Source organism: Lysinibacillus alkalisoli, from assembly GCF_014643595.1.
Lineage (GTDB): Bacteria > Bacillota > Bacilli > Bacillales_A > Planococcaceae > Metalysinibacillus > Metalysinibacillus alkalisoli.
On sequence record NZ_BMJT01000002.1, the window covers coordinates 185,409 to 211,350 of the forward strand.

Sequence of the window (25,942 nt, forward strand, 5' to 3'; positions counted from 1 at the left end):
AAATGATGGCGAAAAATATTATTGAAAAAGTTTGGGATGCACATGTCGTATATCAAGAGGAGGGCAAACCAGATTTATTATACATTGACCTTCATTTAATCCATGAAGTAACATCTCCACAAGCATTTGAAGGGTTGCGTTTAGCAGGGCGTAAAGTTCGTAGACCAGACCTTTGTTATGCGACGATGGATCACAACGTTCCAACTAAAAATTTACCAACAATTCATGACCCTATCGCAAAGAAACAGATTGAAACATTAGCGGATAATGCTAAGGAATTTGGTATTGAGCTAGCTGATATGGGGCATCCAGACCAGGGGATTGTGCACGTTATTGGGCCTGAGTTAGGGTTAACACAGCCTGGTAAAACAATTGTATGTGGGGATTCTCATACATCAACACATGGTGCCTTTGGTGCTATTGCATTTGGTATTGGTACATCTGAAGTGGAGCATGTATTATCTACACAAACATTGTGGCAAAGTAAACCACGCACTATGCAAATTCATGTGTCAGGGGATTTAGCTGAAGGCGTGGAAGCAAAGGATATTATTCTAGCGATTATTGCAAAGTTTGGCATTGATGTTGGTACAGGTCACATTGTAGAGTTTACAGGTCAAGCGATTCGTAATTTATCTATGGAAGAACGCATGACGATTTGTAATATGTCAATTGAAGCAGGCGCAAAAGCAGGGTTAATTGCACCTGATGAGACTACAGTCGAATATATTCGTGGACGCCGCTATGCACCTCAAGGTGAAGCATTTGAGCGAGCAGCAGCTTATTGGCTCAGTCTTGCTTCAGACGAAGGTGCTACATATGATGCCGTACTAGAAATTAAGGCAGAAGAAATTGAACCAGTTGTTACTTGGGGGACAAATCCAGCGATGGGCACAGGTATTTCAGGGAATGTACCAACATTTGAAGATTATACAAGCGATGCGGATAAGAAGGCTCTTGAGCAAGCGTTAAATTATATGGGGCTTGAAGCAGGACAACCAATTGAATCGATTGATATTCAACATGTATTTATTGGCTCATGTACGAATTCACGTATCAGTGATTTGCGAGCAGCAGCTAAAGTTGTAGCAGGGCATAAAGTACATGATAATGTGACAGCTATTGTAGTGCCAGGCTCTGTCTCAACTAAATTACAGGCTGAACAAGAAGGATTAGATAAAATATTTACATCAGCAGGTTTCGAATGGCGAGATGCAGGTTGTTCTATGTGTTTAGCAATGAATGATGATGTTGTACCTACAGGAGAGCGCTGTGCTTCCACATCTAATCGTAACTTTGAAGGCCGCCAAGGTACAGGGGCACGTACGCATTTAGTGAGTCCACCTATGGCAGCAGCAGCAGCGATTGCAGGTCATTTTATTGATGTGCGTGAATTTGTAAAGCAAGAGGTGATATAAATGGAACCGATTAAACAAATTACAAGTATAATTGCACCACTAAATAATAAAAATGTAGACACAGACCAGATTATTTCAAAAGAGTTTTTAAAACGTATTGAGCGTACAGGGTTTGGTAAATATTTATTTTATCACTGGCGTTATAATGAAGATGGCTCAGTAAATGAAGCATTTGTATTAAATAATCCCCAATTTGCGAGTGCAAAGATTTTAGTAGCAGACGAAAACTTTGGTTGTGGTTCATCACGTGAACATGCGCCATGGGCCATTTTAGATTATGGATTCCGTGTGGTAATTGCACCGTCATTTGCCGATATCTTTTATAATAACTGTTTTAAAAATGGTATTTTGCCAATTAAATTGCCACAAGATGTGGTCAATGATTATCTAGCAAGAGGTAACCGTGGCTTAACACTAGCTGTTGATTTAGTTACACAAACCGTTACTGATGAAGAGGGGAAAATGGTACATTTTGATATTGATGAGTATTATCGAAATATGCTGTTAGAAGGTTTAGATGAAATTGGTTTAACGATTCAATATGATGACGCGATTTCTGCATATGAAGCACGTCCAAAGCCGTATTAATATATGAGGGGGCTATCCTGCATGACAGGAGGCCTCTTTTTCTATGTTTGTCATTTACATAGCGTTAAAAAGTTTACAAAAAATTAATATTTGAAAATAAAATATCATTTTTATAAAAACAATGCTTATGACATAAAATTGTGCAAAATAGCGATAAATGTAGCAAAACAGTAGTTATTTTATTTTTAGGGAAATTGTATTGTTATAAAGTGTAAAAAATAAAGTCTTTATGGCTTTTCTTATATTACAGTATTGTAAAATTACCTATATAAACATTAAAATAATGTAGCTTTGTGTAAAGATTTTGTTTATGATTGAGAAGGTAGAAAGAGATAATATTGATTCAACAGGAGGAACGTCATGTTCAACTCAAAAAAGCAGGACCCTTTTTTTCAAGCTTTATTAAAAATAGCGAAAAACGTAAACGAGGGTGTGTATTATGCACATAATTCGAGCATTGATAATATCGATGCATTACAAGAAATTACACAAAAGCTAAAGGATTATGAAACGAGCGGTGATAAGTTAATTCATGAATTGATTGTCATGTTAAATAAATCATTCATGACACCTATTGAGCGTGAAGACATTTTAGCGCTAGCTAACAAATTGGATGACGTAATTGATGGCGTGGAAGGCTGTATTGCACATTTCAATATGTATAATTTAATCGAAGTTACAGAACCGATGCGTCAATTTTTAGATTTCATTGCTAAAAGTACAGATGAAATGGTAAAAGCAATGGAATTATTAAACAAGAAAAAACTCGTTGAAATGCGTGAGCATTGTATTTTAATTAAAGATTATGAACGTCAATGTGATGAGATTTTCCGTTCATCTATGGGCGATTTATTTAAAAATGAAAAAGATGTATTGCGTATTATCATCTTTAAAGATATTTATGAGCAGTTCGAAGAGATTGCAGATAGCTGTCAAACTGTGGCCAACACAATTGAAACAATAATTATGCGTAATGCATAAAATGGAGTGTAATCAATGGATTCAATTTTACTAATCACAATATTGGTCGTTATATTTGCACTGGTGTTTGACTTTATTAACGGCTTCCATGATACAGCAAATGCGATCGCAACATCTGTATCTACCCGAGCATTAAAACCGCGCACAGCTATTTTAATGGCAGCAATCATGAACTTTGTTGGCGCAATCACATTCGTTGGCGTAGCAAAAGCTTTAACGAAGGATATTGTCGACCCATTCTCATTAAATGCGTTTGAAGGTGATACTACAGGTTCGGTTGTTATTTTAGCTGCATTATTATCAGCAATTGTTTGGAATTTACTGACTTGGTATTTTGGTATTCCGTCTAGTTCATCACATACACTAATTGGCTCAGTAGCTGGAGCAGCAATTGCATCGGCTGGATTTGGTGTGTTAAACTATGCTGGTTTTACTAAAATTATTCAAGCACTATTATTCTCCCCATTAATTGCATTTGTAGCGGGCTTTATCATGATGAGTATATTTAAAGTAATATTTAAAAATCATAGTTTATATCGTACTAATAAAAATTTCCGTTTTGTTCAAATTGGTACAGCTGCACTGCAATCCTTTACACATGGTACAAATGATGCGCAAAAAGCAATGGGTATTATTACGTTAGCTTTAATTGCGGGAGGCTTACATACAGGCGATGATATTCCGTTCTGGGTACGTCTAGCAGCTGCTACAGCAATGGGACTAGGTACATCGATAGGCGGTTATAAAATCATTAAAACCGTTGGTGGCAAAATCATGAAAATACGACCAGTTAACGGAGTTGCAGCTGATTTAGCATCTGCTTCTATTATTTTTGGTGCTACACTCGTGCATTTACCTGTGTCAACCACACATGTTATTTCTTCATCCATTATGGGTGTAGGAACTGCACATCGTGTACGTGGTGTAAAATGGGGTACAGCGCGTCGTATTGTAGTGACATGGGTAATTACAATGCCGATCTCTGCTGTAATGGCAGCCATTATTTATTATATACTAAATGTATTCTTTTAAAATATGTTGGCTTGCGCATTAGCGTGAGCCTTTTTCTATGGAGGGAATATTTATGCAAAGACTTTACATCGCTCTTTTATTTTGTCTCGCCATTACATTACACAATCTTGAAGAAGCGTTATACTTACCTCAATGGACAACTACGGTATCATTGCCATTACACTTACAGCCTAAGCCTTTTTATATCGTTGTGAGTATCATTACACTTTTAGCTTACATAATTACCGTTTTAATGCTATGTTATCCCAATAAGCCACGCTATCGCTTTTTGTTTATTGGCTATGCAGGTGCTATGTGGATAAACGCCTTTGTACCACATATGATCATATCAATTATGACGAGGACAATGATGCCAGGTGTTATTACAGCAATACTATTCGTGTTGCCTATCTGTACTTTCATTTTGTATAAATTAGCGCGTTCATGGAAGGAAATAGTTGCATCCACAGGTGTAGTAGGTTTATTTTTATTAGGCGTGGTGTTCTTACAATTATTTTTATAAAGAGATTCATATATTTCTTTAATAGTGAAAATATGTTAATAAAGTAATGCTTGAACGATAAAAGATAAAATAGTTGCCGTTAAATTAACATAGTTTTTATTATTTTGTTATGTTATAATTTTCTGAAATGAATATATGTTGCAACGTAAAGGCACAACATTAATGTTTAATAGGGAATTCGGTTTAAGCCGAAGCTGTTTCCGCAACTGTATGTGTTACGTCACTTATTTATTATGCCACTGTAGTAATATGGGAAGGCAAATAAGTGTGACACAAGCCAGGAGACCTACCTTTACGTATCGTATTTACGCTCTTCGGAATTAAAGAGAACTTACGGCAAACGTACAGTAGCGTTTTTCCGCTCTTTTTTCTGTTGTTTACCGGTAGTTCCACATATGGAGCTATCGTTTTTTTTATGCAAAAACGAGAATGTATATTCAAATTTAGACATTTCACTTAGGGGGAAGAAAATGAAGTTTTATCAAAGAGCAGTATCTATCGTAGCATCAAGTGTAATGACACTGTCTTTACTTACACCATCTGTTGCGATGGCCACTAATGGTGAGCCTATTGAACAACAGGTTCAAGCTGTTACGCTCACACAACAACTCGAACGTATTACACAAAATACGTGGAATCATGGAAAAGCATTACAAAATGTATCTACCGAAAAATTACTGAGCCTTAAAGGGCTAGTGCCACTGACAGATTTACAATCAAAAGTAAATGGTTCACTATCAGGGGAGACTGTAAGTAGCTATGCTAATTTGGTAACGGCTCTTATTGCTACAGAATCTAATCCATTTATGTTTAATGGCAAGAATTATGCTGAAAAACTAGCAAACGCACAGACAGGTGAAGGGTATTTTTCTTTTGGTAATGATACAGATAAAAAAGTAGATGTCTTTCTTAAGGCATTGTTAGCTGTAGAATTATTAGGTGCTGATTATAATCGTGAGAGTGCTTTATCTTATTTACAGAATAATGAAAAAGACATTTTTGCACTAAACGGTATTAATTTAGGTTTAGCTGTATTTGTTTTAAGTCAGTATGATTCGCCACAAGCACAAGAATATGCGCAGACATTAATGGAAAAATATAAAACGAGTAAAGCCTATTTTGCATCTGGTGTTGGATTATATATAAATAATTTATATGCGTTAGGTTTAAACCCTGAAGATGAGCAATGGCATTTGCAACTTACAGATGATACAAGTATTTCAGCTCGACAGGCTATGAAAAATCTTATTCATACAGATGACACAAAAACATTTTATAATCGCTTACAAGTAGGCACTGATGTAGGGCAGTCAACAGAAAATATAGCTAATACACATTGGTCGTTGCTTGGCTTACAATCCCTTGTAGAAGAGAAATCCATGCTACAACAAGTGAAAACAGATTTTGCTCACCTCACATTTGACTTATCACCTAAATCCATTTTAGTAACGTCAAATACAGAAAATTATGTATTGCCAAATACTAAGATAGTGCCAACTTTTGTTGTTAAAGACCAATACGGTACACCACGTCAAGGCGATATAACATTAACATCATCTAACACAGATGTAGCAACGATTAATGAGCGTAATGAGATTGTTGCACAAACAGCAGGCACAGCTATGATTACAGCTACTGTTGCTAATACGTCTGCAAAAGCATTAATTCAAGTTAATGTTACAACTGATGAAGCATTAGTTGCCCTTATGCCAAAAATACATAAGGCAAAAAATAACCTATTACAGGAAAAGTTTTCAACATATGAAGAGGCCATTGCCTTGCGTAAACTAGGTGTTAAACCTACACAAATATTGCCACTTATTAATGTGTATGGAAGCAATGCATCCGCTTATAATGCTGCACGTAATATTTTAAGTGTAAAAGCAGCAGGGCAAGACCCATCTACCTATAATAACCGTGATCATGTGGCAGATTTAAGAGAATTATTGCTCACAGATCAAAAGATCAGTGCTGAAGAAGCAGCTGTAATTGCATTTGCAAGTGATGCAATGGATCTACCAGTGACAGAAGATATACAACAAATTTTAGTGAATAGTTTAACACAGATGGATAACATGCAATACGTTGTCACAAATGATAAGCCAGATGTAATGCGTACATCAAAAGTATGGCAAGCGATTACTTTAATCCATCAATCTGGAAAGGCTATACAACAAGAGACATTCGCACAGGCAGAACAAGAAATAGCTAACTACATGGCGCAACAAGTAAATGTACATGAAAAAGGCAATCATGCTAATATTGCTGCCTTACAATATATGGCTTTAACAAACACCACAACGTTTGGTGGCTTGACTAAACAAGCATTAGCAGAAAGTATTGTACAGAGCCAATATGACAATAACTATGTTACAAATGGTGCTATTGCAGGTTTTGCAGGGACACTGAGTGAATCAACAGGTATTGCATTAAGTGCTTTGCAAACACTAGTAACAGATGATTTTTCTTATCATAATTTACAAGTATCACAACAACCTACTACGATTCATATGCAATTGCCACATAAAGTGAAGAAGAATGAACCATTAGCTTTACAGGCGCAATTACTAGACCAATACGGCGAGTATATGGATGGAGATATTAAGTGGAAAGTAAATGGGGAAGAGGTAACAGCTTACACACCCACAACAGTAAGTCAAATAGTGGTGGAGGCAAGTGCACAAGGTGTAACAGCTAAACAAACTATTGAAGTTATTGATTATGAGAAAGTGCACCAAGTGAAGATTGAGCCATTACTAGATGCCGTAACAGACCAAGCTATTCCATTAGTAGCAACAATTACAGATAGTGAGGGTAAAATTGTTACAGACGAAGCAATTACATGGTCGATAGAGGGCGGTAAATTTGCGCTAAATGGAGATGTTGTACGCTTTAATGAGGTAGGTAATTATTTAATTTCGGCAGAAGTAGCAGGTATTAAGGCGAAGTCACGCACTGTACAAGTTACTTTAAATGAAACGGCTATTCAAACAAAAGTGGCCCAAGCAGTTGAAAAAATGCAAGCCTACTTGGAAAATCGTAAGCAATATGATTATATTTCGGCACTCGCATATAGTAATGTGACCAAAGACGTAAAAAAAAGCCAAGCACAAATGCGTACATTAGGGCATTTACGTGAATATGGGAATCACGACGAAAAGTATGCGTTATATTATGCTAAAAATATTTTATTAGCAGCAGCAGCAAACGAAGACCCACAAACATTTACTACTTATAAAGGGCCACAAGTTGATCTTGTTACCCCATTAGTGCAAGCACAAGATAAAGATGGACATTTTACAATGTTTACTAATTTTGATAAGTCATCTGTGACAACGCAGGCGTGGTCTATTATAGCTTTAGATTTAATTGAAGCAAATTATAATAAGGAAGCTGCAATTACAGATTTAATCGCAGGTTTAAATCGCCCAATCTCAGAAGGCTCTTATCAAGAACAAGAGTTAAGAGCATTAGCATTAATTGCATTGAGTAAACATCGAGATATTACAGGTGTGGATGAGCAAATTACACGTATTTTGACGTATTTAAGAGCGCAACAAAATGATGATGCAGGATTTAACTATAATGGTTATACGAATAATCCATTTGCCATTGGTACTGTGATTCAAGGTTTAATAGCGGTTGGCGAAAACCCATTAGCTAGTAAATGGAAAAAGAATGGTAAGACAATGGTTGAAACATTATTAAAACAACAAATTGCCAATGGCGGCTTTAAATTTGGTGATGAGTTTGAAGAGAAATATGCTTTTGATGAGTTAAAAGCGACAGAAGCTGCATTTGGCGCTTTAGCTGATATTCATTTAAAGCAATCCATGTTTAATGAAAAAGTTATTATTACAGATGAGTTGCCAACAATTAATCCTCAAGTAAAGCCCTTTATTGAGGTGAATCATTTAGAGGTAGCCGACCAACAACCATTATTAACAGTAGCAGTCAATGCTTATGACAATGTAGATGGTGAGTTAACACCACAAGTCAAAGTTAATAACGAAGCGGTTTATAGTACAAGTAATACATTTAAAGCGGTTATGCAAAAAGGGTATAATAAAGTTGAAATCTCAACAACTAATTCAGCAGGCTTAACTACAACGGAAACAATCCCTGTACAATTTGCTGCTGAACATACGCAAAAAGTGCCGCAAGTAAATGTTGTCGTTAAAGGTATTAAAGGCAAAGATCTAATAACGAAACAAGCGATCATTGAAGACCAAGATACCGCTTATTCTGTACTTGTGAAAACAATGGGAAAAAATAAAGTAGCATCAAGACCTTTAAAAGAAGGCGTATATGTGATGGGCATTGATGGTCTGACTGAATTTGATCACGGTGAAGGTAGCGGATGGATGTATCGTGTTAATGGCAAATTCCCACCTGTATTCTCTGGTGAGATTCAGATTAAAGATGGTGACACACTAGAGTGGTTGTATACGACTAATTTAGGGGAAGATATTGGTTTTAAAGTACCTTCTACAGGTGGCGGCACAACGACGCCAGAACCAAAGCCAGAACCAGAAGAAGAAACGAAGTCTTTCGTTATTGGCGAAGCAGGACAAGCAAATGTGACATTACAGGATTTACAAGCCATTAAAGATAAAGTAGCAATGATTAAAGGTGAGCATAATATACAAGCCACATTGCCACTCGCTTCTATTCAAGAGCTTGGTTTACAACAAGCCGAAAAATTACATGTCGCAATCGCGCAACAAGGTACAAGTATCCATGTGAAGATGGAAAAGACAGCAGGAGATCAAACAACAGCTGTACATTTTGCGAAGGATTATATGACAGTAACATTGCCCATTGCACAACGTAAAAATCAAGTTGTATTACGTAAAGATGGTGATACGTTAGTAGCAGTGCCACATACGATTAAAGATGGGGTAGTGACAATTTTAACAAAAGGTAGTGGTGAGTTTGTTATTGTAGAGAAATTTACAACCTTTTCTGATCTGGCAAAACTTGCTGGACGTGAACATGTAGAGTTTTTAGCTAGTCGCAATGTGATTAATGGTGTCGGTGGTAAGACATATGAGCCGCATCAACCTATTACACGTGCGCATTTGGCTGTTATGATTTCACGTGCACTTGGCTTACAAGCGACAAAGCCTATTGCGTTTACGGATGTTAAAGGAAAATGGTATGAGCAAGAAGTACAAGCGTTGTATGAGGCAGGTATTACGACAGGTAAAACAGCGACAACCTTTGCACCGAGTGCTACTGTAACAAGAGAGCAGGCTGCAGCTATTATGGCACGTGTACTGAAATACCGTGATGTAAAGCATCAGCAAAATGATAAAAACTATGTTGATCAAAATACGATACAAGCTCAATTTGCACAGGAAGTAGCGTGGTTAACCTCGTTAAATATTATGGGTGGTAAGTTAGATGGTCGATTTGATCCAAAAGGACAACTTACGCGTATGCAATTAGCTAAGATTTTACATTTAACAATGGATGAGAGCAAACTTATGCAATAATGACACAAAGAAAACACTACTGAAAAATTATTTTCGGTAGTGTTTTCTAATGTAAGGCGATCATATTAGACATACTTCAAGTGTATGTCGCGTTTTGGTCTGTTGATTTTAATGTATTTTACTTATTTTGCGCTGCCACTGATAAATTGTGTGTTTGGGTAGTACATATTTTTTACAAGTACATTTGGGCCAAGGCATTTAACAGCTGGGCAATGACAATTCAATGACTTAGCTAAATCGGTTTCAAGCCATTTAGTAAAAATATCGGTTAAACGGTCGTTAGCAATATTGCCAAGTGGCGGGGTATCGCCAAAGTCGGTAACAATAACATCACCTGTAAAAATATTAACGTTTAAACGAGAGCGTCCATCAGGATCGTTGCGTAGTGTTACGTTTTTTGCTGTGCGCAAACGTTGTAGCAAGGCTAAATCTTCTTGATTTGTACTACAAGGATAGAAAGGTAATGTACCAAATAACATCCATGTGTTCTCATCTCGAATATCGAGGAGATGGGAGATCGCTTGACGTGTTTCGTCTAAACTTAAAGAAGTTAAGGCACTCGCAAAATCAGAAGGATACATAGGGTGAATTTCATGACGTGCGCATTTCATTTCTTCTACAACTTGTTTATGGATTTTTTCTAAATAGGGCAATGTTTTTTTGTTGAGCATCGTTTCTGCTGCCACCATCACACCATGATCAGCTAACATACGAGAATTTTCAATCATACGCTCAAATAGTTTAGCACGCTGTTCGAATGTTGGTTTACGCTCCATCATCGCAAATCCCGTCTCGACAAACTCCTCAATCGTTCCCCAGTTATGTGAGATATGTAACACATCTAAATAAGGCGCAATTAATAAATAGCGTGCAGGTTCTAATGTTAAATTAGAGTTCATTTGTGTGCGTACACCTCGTTGATGTGCATACTTTAACAAAGGTAATACGACTTGAGTGACACTTTTCTTCGATAACATAGGCTCACCGCCCGTAATCGATAATGTTTTAAGGTGAGGGATGTCGTCTAAGCGACGCAACATCATATCTACATCTAAATGGTCAGGGTCTTTAGTTTGGAGTGTGTAACCAACTGCACAGTGTGCACAGCGCATATTACACAAATTTGTTGTTGTAAATTCAATATTTGAAAGCGTTAATTCATGGTGTTGTTCAATATCAAAATAAGCTTCCCATGGATCATAGCTAGGTGAAATTTTTTGTAACGTAGTCATCGTATTACTTCCTTTCTCTAACGTACTATTTTCTCATATTTTAAGAGAAAAGAAAAGATGTCTTACAGAGAATAAAACACAACCCTTTCAACAACATAGGATTGTGTTAAACCTTTTAAGGTAGTGCTTTTTCTTTTGTAATGTAAAAAAAGAGATATTCGTTAAAACGCAAAGCCTGCTGTACAATCGGGCCAAGAGCAAATGCCATGATAATAGTGCCAATGCCAAGTGGGCCACCAAGTAATACGCCTATAATAGCAACGCCAACTTCCATAATTGTTCGCGCTACTTGTACACTTAAAGTCGTTTGTTCCACTACAAACATCATTAAAGCATCACGTGGGCCAACACCTAAATTAGCTGTAATATACATGCCAGCGCCAAATCCAATACCTACTAAACCTAAAAGAAATGCTACATATTGCATCCAAGTAGTAGTCGCTTGAGGTAACATATAATTAAAAATATCAATAAAGATGCCTGTTAGAAACATATCTACCCAAGTTCCCCATTTAGGGAGCTTTCTTGTCAGTAAAGCAATGCCAATTAAAATACTTATCCCTAAAATGATCGACCATGATCCAATGCTTAATCCAATCGTTTCATACAACCCGATATGTAACACATCCCACGAACCTACACCGATATGTTGCCCACGGATGGTTAAGGTGACACCAAGTGCTAAAATAATGGTGCCTATAACAAAAAAGAACAATCGCCAAATAAAAACTCTCAACTCAATCCCTACCTTGTTTAAACTATAGATGTAATTGTCATACCTAAAAAAACAGCGAGTAATGAAAATCCTGTAGTGCATAGTGCATAGGTGACAGCTTGCTGTTTATTATCTTGCCATAATGTGATAACTTCAAAGCTAAAGGTAGAAAAAGTTGTAAAACTCCCACAAAATCCAGTGACAACAAGCGGCACCAAGGCCTGATAAGAGATCACAACCCCTAAAATAAATGCCCCAATAATATTTACGATAAAAGTGCCCTTTGTCCAATACTTACTAACCATAAAGCGACAAATTGCACCGCAAAATCCACCTATGGCCACACTAATCATCCACAACACCTGCTAACTTTATGCCAGACCAACTGGCTAGAGCACCACCAATTAGTGTAATCACAACATAACTACATGCATAGCTTAGTGGTAATGTGATAACTTCTGCACTGAAAGTAGAAAAAGTAGTGAAGGCTCCTAAAACACCTGTACCAAAAAATAAGGCGCGTTGATACTTGGTTAAAATATACGCTAAGAGAAAAGCGCCAAGTAGATTGCAACATAACGTAGCAAACGGTGCACTGAACATAAAGCTGAGCGCGTATCGTAATGAAGCCCCAACCATACCGCCTAATCCCACTTTTAAGGCATCTTGCATATGATCACCTCTCCTCTGTTATTGTAACGTAATATGTTAGTCAAAAAAAGCGTATAAAAAAACACATAACCCCCGTATGGTATAATATGGATAGGGAGGTCATGCGAAAAGTTATTTAATATAGTAGTTGCTCATTAAAGAAGGTTTAATGACATCTGTAGGAATCGTAAATTCCACGATGCCAGCAGCACCAGCAGCAATCGTATACTCATCAAAATAAATGGTGAGTTGTCCATCTTTGGTGATAGAAAATGTTTGATTAGCATCGATCGTATTAAAAGTAATCGAGCCCTCTTCATCTGTAAAATATAGACGGTCTTCTCGCTGTTCAATCTGAGCATAAATATAGCTTGAAATGGCTGGAATGTACGTGTTGTCTTTAAATAAACTTGGTAAAGTAATTACCCATTCATTATGAGGGTCAATATTATCAATCGCAATGCTTTGAGCAGAGCCACCTTGTGTAACAGTAGTGTAGCGAGCAATAGACAAAACATTTTCCGTATCTGTTAGTACAACAGCTTGACGGTCTAAGCTGATACGACCTTTTTCTGTACTTGTTGATTTAAAGAGTTCACGATTTTCTTCTTCATATTTTTCGTTTAAAATTTGTTCAAACTGCTTGTCATTAAAACCTGTAATAACAGGTTTACTTACAGCAACTTCAGTATCTCCATAGTTACGCTCGATATCTTGCACGGAAAAAACTTCAACAACAGATGACATTAAAGGAACGCTAGCAAGTTGATTGGCAAAGGAAGAACTTAAATTGATACTGCCAATGAAGAGTGCTAAGATGGCAACGGCTGTCAAAAGTAGTGGGCGATACCAAGACTTTTTAGAACGATTCTGATGCAATGCATGTTGCACAGCATCAGATAATTCTTTAGGAAGCGGAATGTCATGGTATTGTTGTTTCATATTTTGTAAATTATTCATGGTATTCCTCCATTTGTATACGCAATTTTTTTAGCGTGGCATATAAACGCGCCTTCACAGTGTTAACGTTAAGGTCTAATACTTTAGCGATATCTTGTAATTTCATATCTTCAAAAAAGCGTAAAATAATAATGGTTTTTTGTTCTACAGACAATTGATTCAAAGCTTCCCATAAATCCATATGTAAGTCAGGGTTCGCTGGTGTACTTTGCTCGCGAGCAAATAATGCATCATCGGAAGGAATCATGCGCTTGTGACGGCGTAAATAGTCAATGGCTGTATTCATTAAAATGCGATAAAACCAGGTGTGCAAGTAGGCGATCTCTTCTAAACGATGAATCGATCTTAGTGCCTTAACAATAGCATCTTGTACAATGTCTAACGCATTTTGTTGATTTTTAACATAGCTGTATGCCAGGCGATAATGTGCGCCTTGGTACGCTACGATATATTCTTCTAATTGTGTGATTTTTTCATCTGTTGTCATGACAAACAAGCCCTTTCACTTACTATTATATTTGACGCATACCCCTTTTGAAAAGTTGTCATGCGAAAAAATAAAATGTTGAAAAATTATCGAAATTTTTAGATAAATTAATGAAAAAGGTCTGAAAAGGTAGCCAAACTATGATATGATGGATTGAAAATTAATTTTGTAAGGAGTCCTGTACAATGGCAACAACTATTAATCCCCTCATTCAACATCAACCTGAATCTGGTATCCGAAAAATATTTAATCGTATGCTTGAAGTGGAAGGGGCTGTCAATTTAACGATTGGTCAACCTGACTTTGACACACCTGAACATATTAAAACAGCAGGTATTGAGGCGATTAAAAATAATCATACGGCTTATACCGCTAACCCTGGCTTGCCAGAATTACGTCAAGAAGTGGCAGCGTTTTTTCAAGACAAATATAACGTACATTATCACGCGATGGAAGAAATCCTTATTACAACAGGCGCCAGCGAGGCGATTGATGTTATTTTCCGTACAATTTTGCAACCAGGTGATGAAGTTATTTTACCCGCTCCTATTTATGTGGCATACGAACCATTAATCTCACTTGCAGGTGCGAAACCTGTCTATGTGGATACGCGCGCTACAAAGTTCAAAGCAACTGTAGAGGCACTGGAGGCTGCTTATACAGAGCAAACAAAAGCGGTGTTATTTAATTATCCATCTAACCCTACAGGTGTTACGTATAGTCGCCAAGAGATTGAGGCAATTGCTAATTGGGCAGCTGACAAGGACTGCTTTATTATTACAGACGAAATTTATTCAGAAAATGTATTTGGCAATGAACATGTGTCGATTGCATCATTTAAACAAGTGAGAGAACGCACAATTGTTGTGCATGGCTTATCAAAATCACATGCTATGACAGGTTGGCGTATAGGCTTTTTATTAGCGCCAGCATGGTTAACAACAGAGTTTCAAAAGATTCATATGTTTAATGTTGTATGTGCAGCTTCTATGAGTCAAGTAGCTGCTATTGAGGCGTTACGTTATGGCAGGCAAGATAGCGAAGTAATGAATGCAGCGTACATCGAGCGACGTGATTATGTATATGAACGTCTTGTAGCTATGGGATTAGAAGTGATTAAACCGAATGGCGCTTTTTATATGTTCCCAAAAATCCCAACGCACTATAAAAATTCTGAGGATTTTGCTTTTACGATGTTAGAGCAAACAAAAGTGGCTGTTGTCCCAGGCAGTGCATTTACAGAATATGGGGAGGGTTATATTCGTATCTCTTATGCTTATAGTATGGATGTACTGAAAGAAGGACTAGACCGCATGGAACAATTTTTACAATTGACGGCAGAAGAAGTTGTTCAATTATAAAATAGGCTTGTGTAGTAGAAACAGCAGATGGATGTATATCCATTTGCTGTTTTTTGCTCATTACTGTAGCCATGTAATGAACTACTTGATAGTAATAGACTGGATATGTAATTTAGGTGGGTTGCTTTCGAGTACAACGTATTGATTATGTTCGTCTGTCTCAATGGTGATGTCAATTTGCTGTCCAACTTCATACAAATTGTCGTCCTTTTTTGTTTTAGTATAAACAAAACGTTCATGTTCATACCCCTCAGGCCCACTATAGAAAATTGTATCGCCTCTTACTTCTAACACTTCACTTTCAAATGTCATACTATGCACCGCTCCACCTCTTCTCGAACAGCCTGCAATAATAGCAAGTATCGCAATTAATGAGATAAGAAAAATAATAACTTTCTTCATCCTTTTCCCTCCCTTATTGTTACATTATCAGTGATGGTAAAATAAAACAAATGATAACATCTTTCCTTTATTGTCTACATAATTAGCCGTATGGCAATAAAAAACACTTTTCAATTGCTTAAACTATTGGTAGTGTAGGTTTATTGAAGAGGTGAAGGAAGTATGAATAAAGTTTTTATAGCCTTATTGTTAGTGACGGCATTAGCCGCCATCGAAGGTACGATCGTTAGTACGGCAATCCCAAGTATTACGGCGGATTTATCGGGTGTGGACTTAATTAGTTGGATTTATTCCGCATACTTATTGGCATCTGCTATTGCTGCCATTATTTTTGGTAAATTAGCTGACTTGTTTGGTCGTAAGCGAATGATTTTAATTGGCATTACAATATTTTTAGTAGGGTCTATGTTGTGTGGCTTGGCACAATCTATGGAGCAATTAATTATATTCCGTGCTATTCAAGGGATTGGTGCTGGCTCGATTTTACCATTGACATTAACAATGGTAGGTGAATTATTTACAACAGAGAAGGCACGAGCTAAAGGGCAAGGGTATTTAAGTATGGTGTGGGGTGTCTCAGGCGTTGTAGGGCCTTTGTTTGGTGGTTTTATCGTTGACCAAATTACATGGCATTTCATTTTCTTTATTAATGTACCATTTGGTTTAGCATCGATGTATTTAATCGTAAAGCATTACCAAGAAGAGATTACAGCTGTGAAACGTAAAATTGACTATGCGGGAGCGGCATTATTTACAGTAGGTATGGTCTCGCTTTTATACGTTATTATTGATAACAGTAAAACACAAGCGTGGTTTTCTACACAGTCCCTCCTTTTATATGGTGTAGCCTTGTTATTTTTAACAGTGTTTATTATGGTTGAGTTACGTGCTGAGGAGCCTATTATTCCATTGTCGTTATTTAAAAATTGGCGCCTAATGGTGGTAAATGGGTTAACGTTTAGTGCAATGTCAGTAGTAATTGGTGTGACAGTATACATCCCCATCTATGCACAAAGTGTACTAGGGAAAAATGCAACACAAGCAGGACTGATGTTAACGCCATTATCCGTATTATGGACAGTTAATGCGATTGTAGCAGGTAATTTAATTGGTCGCTTAACGAATAAACGCATCATTCAGATGGGGACGGTATTACTTGTCATAGGCACCTTTTTATTAGCAGGTTTACTAGCAAGCTCTGGCAGTGCACGTGTGTACATTGGTTCGTCACTGATTGGGCTTGGCATGGGGTTAATTATGCCAATGTTAATGATTTCGATTCAAAAGGTGGCTGACCCTAAACAGCTTGGCACATCAATTGGCTTAAATTCTTTCACAAATACATTTAGTCAAGCGATGGGAGCAGCCTTATTTGGTATGTTATTTAATTTAGTGACGAGCACAAAAATCGCTTCACTTAACAAAGGTGAAGTACAATTGAATGGTGCATTTGCTAAATCAGGCTTTACAACAGAAGAAGTTAGCTTTTTGCAAACGACCATTGCAAGCGGGGTAGCTTATGTTTATCTTGCGGCACTTGTATTTGCAGGGCTAGCTTGTGTGTTATCCTTTTTTGTAGCAACTAAATCAAAAGCACAAGCGTAGGTGAAAAGGCAGTGAAAGAAGAAGTGAAAGATGGGCTAGTAGCTGTAGCTAGCTTTGCAGTCTTAATCTTAGCAACGTTATCTTCTCAATTACCAGCATATATTGGGATCAATAGTGATGAACGGTTGTTAACAGTCATAGGCACATTTGCTTTCTATGCACTACCCTTACTATTATTACAATTAGGCATACGCGCCATACGTTATGCACTAGCTCCTTTATTTGTTTTACACATGTTGCTAGCTTTCTCGCTTGTATCCATGGCTGCTTCACTTGCGAGAGATGGAACGTTATTTGTCATACTCTCTGGATTACTAGCATTAGCTACACATGTCCAATGGTTTCGTACAGCCTTTTCAAGAAAGGTTTAAGCCGTGTATAGGCATGGTAAAGTATAGCAGGAGGCGAGGATATGAGTATTTATGATATTAATGTAACACTTGAAGATGGTGAGGATTATGAATTATCTCGTTATAAAGGTAAGGTATTATTAATTGTTAACACAGCAACTAAATGTGGCTTTACGCCACAATTTGATGAGCTTGAACAATTATATAAAAAATATCAGTCTCAAGGCTTTGTCGTGTTGGGTTTTCCTTCTGACCAATTTAAACAAGAAGTAGATACAGCTAAAGAAGCAGCAGAAGCTTGCCGCTTAAGTTATGGTGTAACATTCCCAATGCATGATATTGTAAAAGTGAATGGCAAAGAGGCGCACCCGTTATTTGCCTACTTAACTAGTCATTCTAAAGGTTTTTTAGGGAGTAGCATCAAGTGGAATTTTACAAAGTTTCTCGTAAATCGTGAAGGTGAAGTGATTGACCGCTTTGGCTCTAAAGACAAGCCATTAAGTTTTGAAGCGAAAATTAAAGAAGTATTAGTATAAAAAAATCCCTCGCATTTAGTAGCGCGAGGGATTTTTTTGTAGTTGGTGCAGACTAACTATAATTAATACGCGAAAATTTGTATAATCATACTTTATGAGTGAAGGTAAAACTTTTATTTAGCGTTTTACATTATAATAATTGCTGAGCAAGCAATTGGTAAGTTTTCAAGCGCTGCTTTTGGCTATGAGGGATACTAATAATCATAGCTTCATCAAAGCCATAATACGCTTGTTGCTGTTGTAATAAATCACTCACTTGTTGTGCAGAGCCAACAAGATGTTGTTTTCTATTGTTTAAAATTTCCATATGATCTAACTCAGATAAAGGGTAGTTCGCTGCTTGTTCAGGTGTTAACAATTGTTCAATGCGTCCCTTCATAAAATTTAAGCGCCAAATATCTTGTGGTAACGCTTCATAGATGGCTTGTTCTTCTGTATCAGCGACAGTTGCCATATAAGATACGACAATTTGAGGGCGCGCCATAAAAGAGGATGGCACAAAGTTTTTTGTGTAATGTGCTAAAGTCATTTTATCCATTTCACCTGTGAAAAATTGGGCATAGGAGTAGCCCATCCCTTTTTGAGCGGCTTTTAGAGCACTATTTCCGCTAGAGCCTAGCAGCCAGGTTTGAGGCAAATCAACAGCAGTTGGTGTTGCACGTACAGGGCGATAGAGGTCATCTGTTGGCGGGATATCTTGTAAATAAGATAAAGCGGTGTCTAATTTTTCATACATATTGTGTAACATAGGTTGACGTCCTTCGGCAAGGGCATACATAGACTGACCATCACCACCAGGAGCACGACCAACACCAAAATCAATGCGGTTTGGAGCGTAAGCACTCAACGTTTTAAATACTTCAGCTAATTTTAAAGGCGAGTAATGCATCATCATAACACCGCCTGTACCAATGCGAATGCGTTCCGTTTTAGCACTAAGATAAGCTGCTGATATTTCTGGTGCGGAGCTTGCAAAGACGTTTGTATTATGATGCTCAGCTAACCACATACGCTCATAGCCTAAACGGTCACCTAGTTGAGCAAGTTCCACACTATTTTGTAATGCAGTGGTAGGCGAATGCCCTTTTGTTACGGGTGCCTGATCCAATATACTTAATTTCAAAAAAACATCCCCTTCCTGTACATATCATAGCGCAATGCTTAGGTATTACATACCGATATGCTCTATAAAATTAGCTAGGCTTTATCATAATGAATGGGAATGCCATGATGTGATGTAAAGTACAAACGAAGAAGTATATCTTATGCTCATGCAAATATTGAGACAAAATAAAAATGGTAAGAGAAAAAGATTTTCTCTTTACCATGCCTTCATTTACCTTTTATTGTGATGAAATCGTTAATAATTGTTTCATTGTATGAATGAGGTATGTTGGTTTTACTGTTGCCAATTTTTCTGTGCCATGGCTCCCCCAAGCTACGCCACAAGTAGCAACGTGCGCAGCGTGCCCCATCTCTATATCAAAGGTGGCATCGCCAATCATAATCGTTTGCTCTCGTTGTAAGTGAAAGCGCTCAACTAAATAATTGATGCTTTCAGGGTCTGGTTTAAAACGTGTGACATCATCAGCACCAATAATGGCAGTGAAGTAATTGGCAATCTTTAATGCTTGTAGGTTGCGTAATAAGACAGCAGAACTTTTACTCGAGGCAACAAATAGGGAAGCACCTTGCTGCTGTAATGTGTGTAAGACAAGCTCAACATCAGGAAATAGTGTTAGTGAACCTGCTTCAAATTTTTTATAATGTGCCCGAAATGTAGTAAGTAACTCATTGAAAGTCGCATCATCTAGTGGCTCAGATGCCATTTCTCGAAATGAAATTTCGATCGGAATCCCCATATAGTGTGCGATTTCATCATCATTAGGTATGATAAGTGATAAATCCTTATAGGCGGCTTGTGTTGCTAAAATACTACATGTTTTAGAATCGCCTAATGTCCCATCAAAATCAAAAATATAGTTTTTCATTGTTACACCTCTCTCTATCGTTACATTGTATAATGGAATAATAAAAAAGCAAAAGGACAAAGGTCTTTTAAGAGCGAGGAGGACGTATAATGCCATTTCTCATTATTACATTGATTGCGATCCCGCTATGTATCATGGCTTTCTTTTTATTACAAGGGAAGGGCGCTAATTTGATTGCAGGGTATAATACGATGAGCCCTGAAGAGCAGGCTAAAATAAATGAAGTAGCCTTAGCAAAAGCTTTAGGGAAACTTTTAGTCGCTATTATACTATGCTTATATTTGTTTCCTTTAAGTGATTACTTAGGGTACGAAGGGCTACAATATGTAGGTATTGCTGTAATCGTAGGTTTAACGATAATAAGCATTATTTATGTGAATACACATAGTCGATTTAAGCGATGATCAACCGAATGTCAAAAAGGCTACCACTAGTGGTGAGCCTTTTATTTATGCCTCTAGACCAATCACATAAAGCTGTCCTTCCTTTGTGAGCTCACATTGTAAGATAACGGAACTTTCCTCATCGTTAAACCATAAATAACAAACATCAATCCATGTATGTCCATCCTTTTCATCAAGATGAATGTTTGAGGTATGATGCGGCGTGAGCGTTCCTTGCCACTGTAAAATCATTTGTATTTCTTCATATGTTTTGGCACTGCATAATTGCTGTGTAATAAAGAAATCTTTATTTTTGTTACTAAGTTGTAGCAATACTTCCTTAATTTGTGCGCTTATTCTTTCCAAAGTAATTCCAACCTTTGTCTTTTAATTGTCCTCAAATATCCTGTATGATGTTAAAATTATAACTTTTTAATCAAAGTTTGGCGACTAATAAACATATGAATAAGATGTGATAGCGCTTTCTTTTTATTTAAAGACATATAAAGGTTGTGTCTTTAAATAAATTTGTCTCTTATAATCAAATTAAATATTCAGAACATTCAAAGGAGTGAAAGCGATGACCGTTCAACACAAAGGGGAGGCAACACCAGCAGTAAAAAAGAAAAATTTTTTACGTTATTTAGGACCAGGTTTAATTACAGCTGCCTTAATGGTAGGACCAGGGTCTGTTACGTTGTCATCTAAAATAGGTGCGATTTACGGGGCAGAGTTAGTTTGGACATTAGTAATTGCTGTTGTGTTAATGATGGGTTATACAGAGATGAGTGCTCGGATTGGTATAGCAGCTAACGGCACTTTTATTGGCGTTGTTAAAGAGAAGATGGGGGTTGGTATTGGTGCCATCATTGGTATTGGTGCATTTTTAGTAACAACGTCTTTTCAAGCAGGAAATGCGATTGGTACAGGTATTGCGGTTGAAGCTGTCACAGGTATTAATGCTAAAGTGTGGATTGTTACACTTACCTTACTCGCAATTTCATTACTATTTTTCAAGCAGTTTTACCAACTATTAGAGAAGTTAATGTTAGGTTTAGTCGTATTAATGTTAGGTACTTTTCTCATTACAACGCTCATTGTACGCCCTTCATTACACGATATTTTTTCGGGATTTATTCCGACATTGCCTGAGGGGAGTATTGGTTTAGTCGTTGCCTTATTTGCCACATCTTTTTCTATTGTAGGCGCTGTGTATCAATCGTATTTAGTACGTGAGAAGGGGCTAGGTTTAAAAGATGCTAAAGCGAGTGGGCAAGAGGCAATTTTCGGTATTTTTTTACTAGGTATTATTTCTTTTCTCATTATGATTACCGCAGCTACTGTACTAAAGCCTGTAGGCATTGTAGTAGATAATGCTGTAGAGATGGGTGAAGCATTGCGTCCTTCTTTTGGAAGTTATGCTACGTTTATCTTTATGCTAGGGCTCTTTGGGGCATCATTCTCATCTTTAATTGGTAATGCGACAATTGGTGGTTCATTATTATCAGATGGCTTTGGTTTTGGCAAAAATTTAAAGGATAAAAAGGTGAGAATGGCCATTATTGCTGTGATGACGTTTGGCTCCATAGTCGCGTTATTATTTGATGGTGCTCCTGTTAATCTTATTATCTTTGCGCAAGGGATTACCATTTTTATTGTACCTGTTATTGCCATTGTGATTTTACTTATGGCAAACCGTAAAGATGTTATGGGTGAGCTGAAGAATGGTCTATTAAGCAATACGTTAGGTGTTATAGGATTACTTGTTTTACTATATTTAGCCTTTACTAATTTTAAAAATATTTTTTTAACATAGGAGGATTTCAATATGATACAAAATGTTCAACAATTAGAAAATTATATGACGCAACCATCACAAGGATTAATCGATGATGTTAAACAAATGCAAGGTGATTTTATGATTTTAGGTATTGGTGGTAAAATGGGGCCAACATTAGCCTATGCGTTAAAAAAAGCGTTAATTGCTCTCGGCTCTTCGCAACGTGTGATCGGTGTATCTCGTTTCTCTAACAGTACCTTGCAAGCAGAATTAGAAGCGCAAGGCATTGAAACTATCGCTTGTGATTTATTAGATGATGCGGCGTTACAACAGTTACCACAAGTGGAGAATGTGATTTATATGGCTGGCAATAAGTTTGGCACACAGGGCAATGAACACTTCACATGGGCAATGAATAGCTATTTACCAGGGCGAGTGGCAGACCACTTTAAAACCGCACGTTTTGTAGTCTTCTCAACAGGCAATGTGTACCCATTTAGCCCAGTAGGAAACGGTGGTTGTGATGAGACGGTACATCCTGAGCCGATTGGCGAATATGGACAATCGTCTTTAGGGAGAGAGCGAGTATTTACGTATTTTTCTCATAAGAATGAAACGCCAGTCGCTATTTTTCGCTTAAACTATGCCATCGATTTACGCTATGGCGTACTTGTAGAAATTGCAAAGTCAGTTTATCATGAACAACCGATTGATGTAACGATGGGATATTTTAATGTGATTTGGCAAGGTAGCGCTAATGAATATGCGATTCGTGCTTTATTACATGCGACAACACCACCCACTATTTTTAATGCTACAGGGCCTGAAACTTTATCCATTCGATGGGTGGCACAGCAATTTGGTAAACGTATACAAAAAACGCCAACATTCATTGGTGAAGAAGCACCAAATGCATTACTCAGCAATTCGTCAAAAGCACATCAAACATTTGGTTATCCAAGTGTGACAGTACAAGAGATGATAGATCTAATTGCATCATGGCTTATGAATGATGGTGAGCTTATTAATAAGCCTACTCATTTCCAAGAGCGAAAGGGGCAATACTAATGCAAACATCTGTAGCAACAAAAATCCAAGATGGCGCATTTATTCCTGCACATCCACTTGCATTAACTAAAGACAAAAAGATTGATGAATATGCACAGCGTCGTTTGACACGTTATTATATTAAGGCAGGAGTAGGTGGCATTGCGGTTGGTGTGCATACTACTCAATTTGAAATTCATGATGATCTTACCTTATATCAACGTGTTTTAACATTAGCGGCAGAAGAGATGAACCAGCATGCACCTGATGACTTTATTCGCATTGCGGGGGTAAGTGGTGAGCTACAAGCGGCACTACAAGAAGCAGAAATTGCAAAGTCATTAGGTTACCATGCCATTTTATTAAGTAATAATGGTTTACACCATGTATCAGAAGAAGGTTTACTAACACGTGCTGAAGAAGTGGCGCAAGTTCTACCTATTATTGGCTTTTACTTACAACCAGCGGTAGGTGGGCGCATATTCTCCTATGCTTATTGGCAGAAATTTGCGGAGATTGACCGAATGATTGCCATTAAAATGGCGCCATTTGACCGCTATTTAACAATTGAAGTGGCGCGTGCAGTATTACATTCAAGTCGCAGAGAGCAGATTGCTTTATACACAGGGAATGACGATAATATTGTGAATGACTTATTCACTACCTTTACAGAAGAGGTAGATGGTGTTTTACAAAGTAAAAGAATAGTAGGTGGCTTATTGGGGCATTGGTCGGTTTGGACACATACAGCTGTGGCATTATTTGAGCAAATTAAAGCAGCGCGTAACCTAGAGCAAATGGATATTAAATGGCATACCATAGCGCAACAAGTCACAGATAGTAATGCTGCTTTTTTTGACAGTCGTCATCAATTTAAAGGAAGTATAGCAGGCATCAACGAAGTATTACGTAGACAAGGTCTCTTACAAGGGAATTGGTGCCTAAGTGAAAAAGAAGTATTAAGTGTAGGGCAGGCGGAAGAAATTGACCGTGTTTACCGCCTGTATCCACAATTACATGACGACGCTTTTGTTGAGCAGTTTTTACAACAAGATAACGAATAGAAGGAGGAGTTGACATGTTGACGATTGCGGTTATTGGCCCCACTTGGTTAAAGCGTAGAATACACGAGGCATTTGCTATGTTTCCAAATATTACGATGCACTACTTTGAGACAAATGACATAAGTGAATTGATGCCTAATGTAGTACATGCTCTGCGCCAAGCACATTGCATACTGTTTACACATCGCGCTTACGAACAATCTGTACGTGAACAGCGTCAACTCCCAATTCCTACGTATTATGTACCATTGAAGGGAGGCTGTATCTATGAGGCATACTTTCAGCTCGTACAACAACAAAAGATTACAACATTAAGTGTCGATGGTATGGAGTTAGCCTATTTGACACAGCCTTTAACTCAGATGAACCAAGCATGTACAACAGCAGCAGTTACCTATCATTTAACAAATGAAGCCGAAACAGTAAAGGCTCATCTTATTCATTGTCATCACCTTAAACATGGTGTGATGACATGTAGTCATTATGTGGCGCAAGAGTTACAAGCGAGAGGGATAACGGTTGTGTTATTAAAGCCAACAATTGAAGATGTTGTGGTGTTAATTGAGCGGATCTTACTGTCTACAGATGAGCGTCGTCAAAAAGAACATCAAATCGTGCTTGGGAAAATTGAGGTACATAGCCAAACGTTATTAAACAAAAGCTTTAAGTCTCAATCATTAAAAAAGTATAAAGTGGATCGCATTGTCGCTAATTTTGCAGATGAATTAAATGGTTACTTATTGCCAACGACAACTTTACAATATAATTTTATATGCCATAGAGGTGAATTTGAACGCATTACAGAAGGTTATAAAGTCTTACCTGTATTACGTGATATTTTTCAAATTGAGCAAGCGATTATTTGTTGCGGGGTAGGTTTTGGGATGACAATTCAAGCAGCTGCTGCACATGCAGATATTGCGTTAACACAAGCTCAACAACATAAAACAACTTGTGCTTTTATTGTGACAGAACAACGCAATGTATTTGGTCCGATTACGGTAGATGCACCTGTCGTATATAGTTTAACAAATACTCGTATTAACGATAAACAAGCTTATCAACTTGAAAAGGTACGCGCCTATGTACAAAAAAATGAGCGTACGATTTTTACATCCAATGATGTGGCATTAGTTTTACAAATTACAGTACGTACAGCTAATCGTCTGCTCACACAGTGGGTGGATGCCAATTATATTGATATTCATGGGGTAGAGCGCGTTAATCGTAAGGGGCGACCACGTCAATACTACACATTTGTGGATGTGTAAAAAGAGCTTATTTTCATAGCTCTTTTTTTATGCACAATTTTTGCATATTTTTCTGTTAACATATACGGGGTATAGGTGTTAAAAGGAG

General features: G+C 37.4%; 25 protein-coding genes and 1 riboswitch. Of the genes, 15 read left to right on the forward strand and 10 right to left on the reverse strand.

Going from position 1 to position 25,942, the window contains the following annotated elements; translation table 11 throughout:
• The first annotated feature begins 5 nt into the window (after positions 1-5).
• From leuC to IEW44_RS03355, 6 genes are all read left to right on the forward strand, one after another.
• Entirely contained in the window at positions 6-1,418 is a 1,413-nt protein-coding gene (leuC, locus tag IEW44_RS03330) for a 3-isopropylmalate dehydratase large subunit (RefSeq protein WP_188613605.1), read from the forward strand.
• On the forward strand, positions 1,419-2,006 hold the full coding sequence (leuD, locus tag IEW44_RS03335; protein WP_188613606.1) for a 3-isopropylmalate dehydratase small subunit: 588 nt from the start codon (positions 1,419-1,421) through the stop codon (positions 2,004-2,006).
• Positions 2,007-2,366: 360 nt separating this feature from the next.
• Positions 2,367-2,987, forward strand: coding sequence for a DUF47 domain-containing protein (locus IEW44_RS03340; RefSeq protein WP_188613607.1), 621 nt, complete (start codon positions 2,367-2,369; stop codon positions 2,985-2,987).
• A gap of 15 nt (positions 2,988-3,002) precedes the next feature.
• Positions 3,003-4,019, forward strand: a complete 1,017-nt coding sequence (locus IEW44_RS03345) for an inorganic phosphate transporter (RefSeq protein ID WP_188613608.1) — start codon at positions 3,003-3,005, stop codon at positions 4,017-4,019.
• A 52-nt stretch (positions 4,020-4,071) separates the two neighbouring features.
• Positions 4,072-4,521, forward strand: a complete 450-nt coding sequence (locus IEW44_RS03350) for an HXXEE domain-containing protein (protein WP_188613609.1) — start codon at positions 4,072-4,074, stop codon at positions 4,519-4,521.
• Positions 4,522-4,653: 132 nt separating this feature from the next.
• Positions 4,654-4,829, forward strand: a riboswitch (cobalamin riboswitch).
• A 162-nt stretch (positions 4,830-4,991) separates the two neighbouring features.
• The gene (locus IEW44_RS03355) at positions 4,992-10,019 is read left to right on the forward strand and encodes an S-layer homology domain-containing protein (RefSeq protein ID WP_188613610.1); all 5,028 of its coding nucleotides are present in this window, start codon (positions 4,992-4,994) and stop codon (positions 10,017-10,019) included.
• A gap of 122 nt (positions 10,020-10,141) precedes the next feature.
• On the opposite strand, the gene yfkAB is transcribed toward IEW44_RS03355, so the two are convergent.
• The 6 genes from yfkAB to IEW44_RS03385 all read right to left on the reverse strand — a co-directional run bounded on the left by yfkAB (position 10,142) and on the right by IEW44_RS03385 (position 14,064).
• Positions 10,142-11,251 carry a radical SAM/CxCxxxxC motif protein YfkAB gene (gene yfkAB, locus IEW44_RS03360; RefSeq protein WP_188613611.1) on the reverse strand — a complete coding sequence of 370 codons (1,110 nt, stop codon included), beginning with the start codon at positions 11,249-11,251 and terminating at the stop codon, positions 10,142-10,144.
• 115 nt (positions 11,252-11,366) lie between these two features.
• The gene (locus tag IEW44_RS03365) at positions 11,367-11,987 is read right to left on the reverse strand and encodes a YczE/YyaS/YitT family protein (protein ID WP_229704143.1); all 621 of its coding nucleotides are present in this window, start codon (positions 11,985-11,987) and stop codon (positions 11,367-11,369) included.
• Positions 11,988-12,004: 17 nt separating this feature from the next.
• Positions 12,005-12,319 (reverse strand): fluoride efflux transporter FluC, encoded by a 315-nt coding sequence (locus tag IEW44_RS03370; RefSeq protein ID WP_188613613.1) that lies wholly within the window; start codon positions 12,317-12,319, stop codon positions 12,005-12,007.
• Positions 12,312-12,638: a fluoride efflux transporter FluC gene (locus IEW44_RS03375; protein WP_188613614.1), complete on the reverse strand. Its 327-nt coding sequence runs from the start codon at positions 12,636-12,638 to the stop codon at positions 12,312-12,314. Before IEW44_RS03375 ends, IEW44_RS03370 begins: the two co-directional genes overlap by 8 nt.
• 111 nt (positions 12,639-12,749) lie before the next feature.
• Complete coding sequence (gene rsiV, locus IEW44_RS03380) at positions 12,750-13,577, reverse strand: anti-sigma-V factor RsiV (protein ID WP_188613615.1); 828 nt, start codon at positions 13,575-13,577, stop codon at positions 12,750-12,752.
• Positions 13,570-14,064: an RNA polymerase sigma factor gene (locus tag IEW44_RS03385; protein ID WP_188613616.1), complete on the reverse strand. Its 495-nt coding sequence runs from the start codon at positions 14,062-14,064 to the stop codon at positions 13,570-13,572. Before IEW44_RS03385 ends, rsiV begins: the two co-directional genes overlap by 8 nt.
• Positions 14,065-14,249: 185 nt before the next feature.
• On the opposite strand from IEW44_RS03385, the gene IEW44_RS03390 reads away from it, so the two are divergent.
• Positions 14,250-15,425, forward strand: a complete 1,176-nt coding sequence (locus tag IEW44_RS03390) for an aminotransferase class I/II-fold pyridoxal phosphate-dependent enzyme (RefSeq protein WP_188613617.1) — start codon at positions 14,250-14,252, stop codon at positions 15,423-15,425.
• Between the two features lie 81 nt (positions 15,426-15,506).
• On the opposite strand, the gene IEW44_RS03395 is transcribed toward IEW44_RS03390, so the two are convergent.
• The gene (locus IEW44_RS03395) at positions 15,507-15,827 is read right to left on the reverse strand and encodes a hypothetical protein (RefSeq protein WP_188613618.1); all 321 of its coding nucleotides are present in this window, start codon (positions 15,825-15,827) and stop codon (positions 15,507-15,509) included.
• A gap of 162 nt (positions 15,828-15,989) precedes the next feature.
• On the opposite strand from IEW44_RS03395, the gene IEW44_RS03400 reads away from it, so the two are divergent.
• Genes IEW44_RS03400 through IEW44_RS03410 form a run of 3 tightly spaced genes read left to right on the forward strand, consistent with a single transcriptional unit; the run spans position 15,990 to position 18,318 of the window.
• Entirely contained in the window at positions 15,990-17,432 is a 1,443-nt protein-coding gene (locus IEW44_RS03400) for an MDR family MFS transporter (protein ID WP_188613619.1), read from the forward strand.
• An 11-nt stretch (positions 17,433-17,443) separates the two neighbouring features.
• Complete coding sequence (locus tag IEW44_RS03405) at positions 17,444-17,803, forward strand: DUF5391 family protein (protein WP_188613620.1); 360 nt, start codon at positions 17,444-17,446, stop codon at positions 17,801-17,803.
• A gap of 41 nt (positions 17,804-17,844) precedes the next feature.
• A complete protein-coding gene (locus tag IEW44_RS03410; RefSeq protein ID WP_188613621.1) occupies positions 17,845-18,318 on the forward strand; it encodes a glutathione peroxidase in 474 nt (157 codons plus the stop codon).
• Between the two features lie 130 nt (positions 18,319-18,448).
• Here IEW44_RS03410 and IEW44_RS03415 read toward each other — a convergent pair whose 3' ends face one another.
• Together IEW44_RS03415 and IEW44_RS03420 are read right to left on the reverse strand one after the other, a co-directional pair.
• A complete protein-coding gene (locus IEW44_RS03415) occupies positions 18,449-19,441 on the reverse strand; it encodes an LLM class flavin-dependent oxidoreductase (protein WP_188613622.1) in 993 nt (330 codons plus the stop codon).
• Between the two features lie 220 nt (positions 19,442-19,661).
• Entirely contained in the window at positions 19,662-20,309 is a 648-nt protein-coding gene (locus IEW44_RS03420; RefSeq protein WP_188613623.1) for an HAD family hydrolase, read from the reverse strand.
• 89 nt (positions 20,310-20,398) lie between these two features.
• On the opposite strand from IEW44_RS03420, the gene IEW44_RS03425 reads away from it, so the two are divergent.
• Positions 20,399-20,713, forward strand: coding sequence for a DUF3784 domain-containing protein (locus tag IEW44_RS03425; RefSeq protein ID WP_188613624.1), 315 nt, complete (start codon positions 20,399-20,401; stop codon positions 20,711-20,713).
• Positions 20,714-20,758: 45 nt separating this feature from the next.
• On the opposite strand, the gene IEW44_RS03430 is transcribed toward IEW44_RS03425, so the two are convergent.
• Entirely contained in the window at positions 20,759-21,058 is a 300-nt protein-coding gene (locus tag IEW44_RS03430) for a hypothetical protein (protein ID WP_188613625.1), read from the reverse strand.
• A gap of 214 nt (positions 21,059-21,272) precedes the next feature.
• Here IEW44_RS03430 and IEW44_RS03435 point away from each other — a divergent pair, with 214 nt between their 5' ends.
• From IEW44_RS03435 to IEW44_RS03450, 4 genes are read left to right on the forward strand one after another with little or no spacing between them, the layout of a single operon-like run.
• Positions 21,273-22,508, forward strand: a complete 1,236-nt coding sequence (locus IEW44_RS03435) for an Nramp family divalent metal transporter (RefSeq protein WP_188613626.1) — start codon at positions 21,273-21,275, stop codon at positions 22,506-22,508.
• 15 nt (positions 22,509-22,523) lie between these two features.
• The gene (locus IEW44_RS03440; RefSeq protein ID WP_373286127.1) at positions 22,524-23,540 is read left to right on the forward strand and encodes an NAD-dependent epimerase/dehydratase family protein; all 1,017 of its coding nucleotides are present in this window, start codon (positions 22,524-22,526) and stop codon (positions 23,538-23,540) included.
• Positions 23,540-24,583: a dihydrodipicolinate synthase family protein gene (locus IEW44_RS03445; RefSeq protein WP_188613628.1), complete on the forward strand. Its 1,044-nt coding sequence runs from the start codon at positions 23,540-23,542 to the stop codon at positions 24,581-24,583. The genes IEW44_RS03440 and IEW44_RS03445 overlap by 1 nt, the downstream gene beginning before the upstream one ends.
• Before the next feature lie 14 nt (positions 24,584-24,597).
• Complete coding sequence (locus IEW44_RS03450) at positions 24,598-25,854, forward strand: hypothetical protein (RefSeq protein ID WP_188613629.1); 1,257 nt, start codon at positions 24,598-24,600, stop codon at positions 25,852-25,854.
• Positions 25,855-25,942 lie beyond the last annotated feature (88 nt).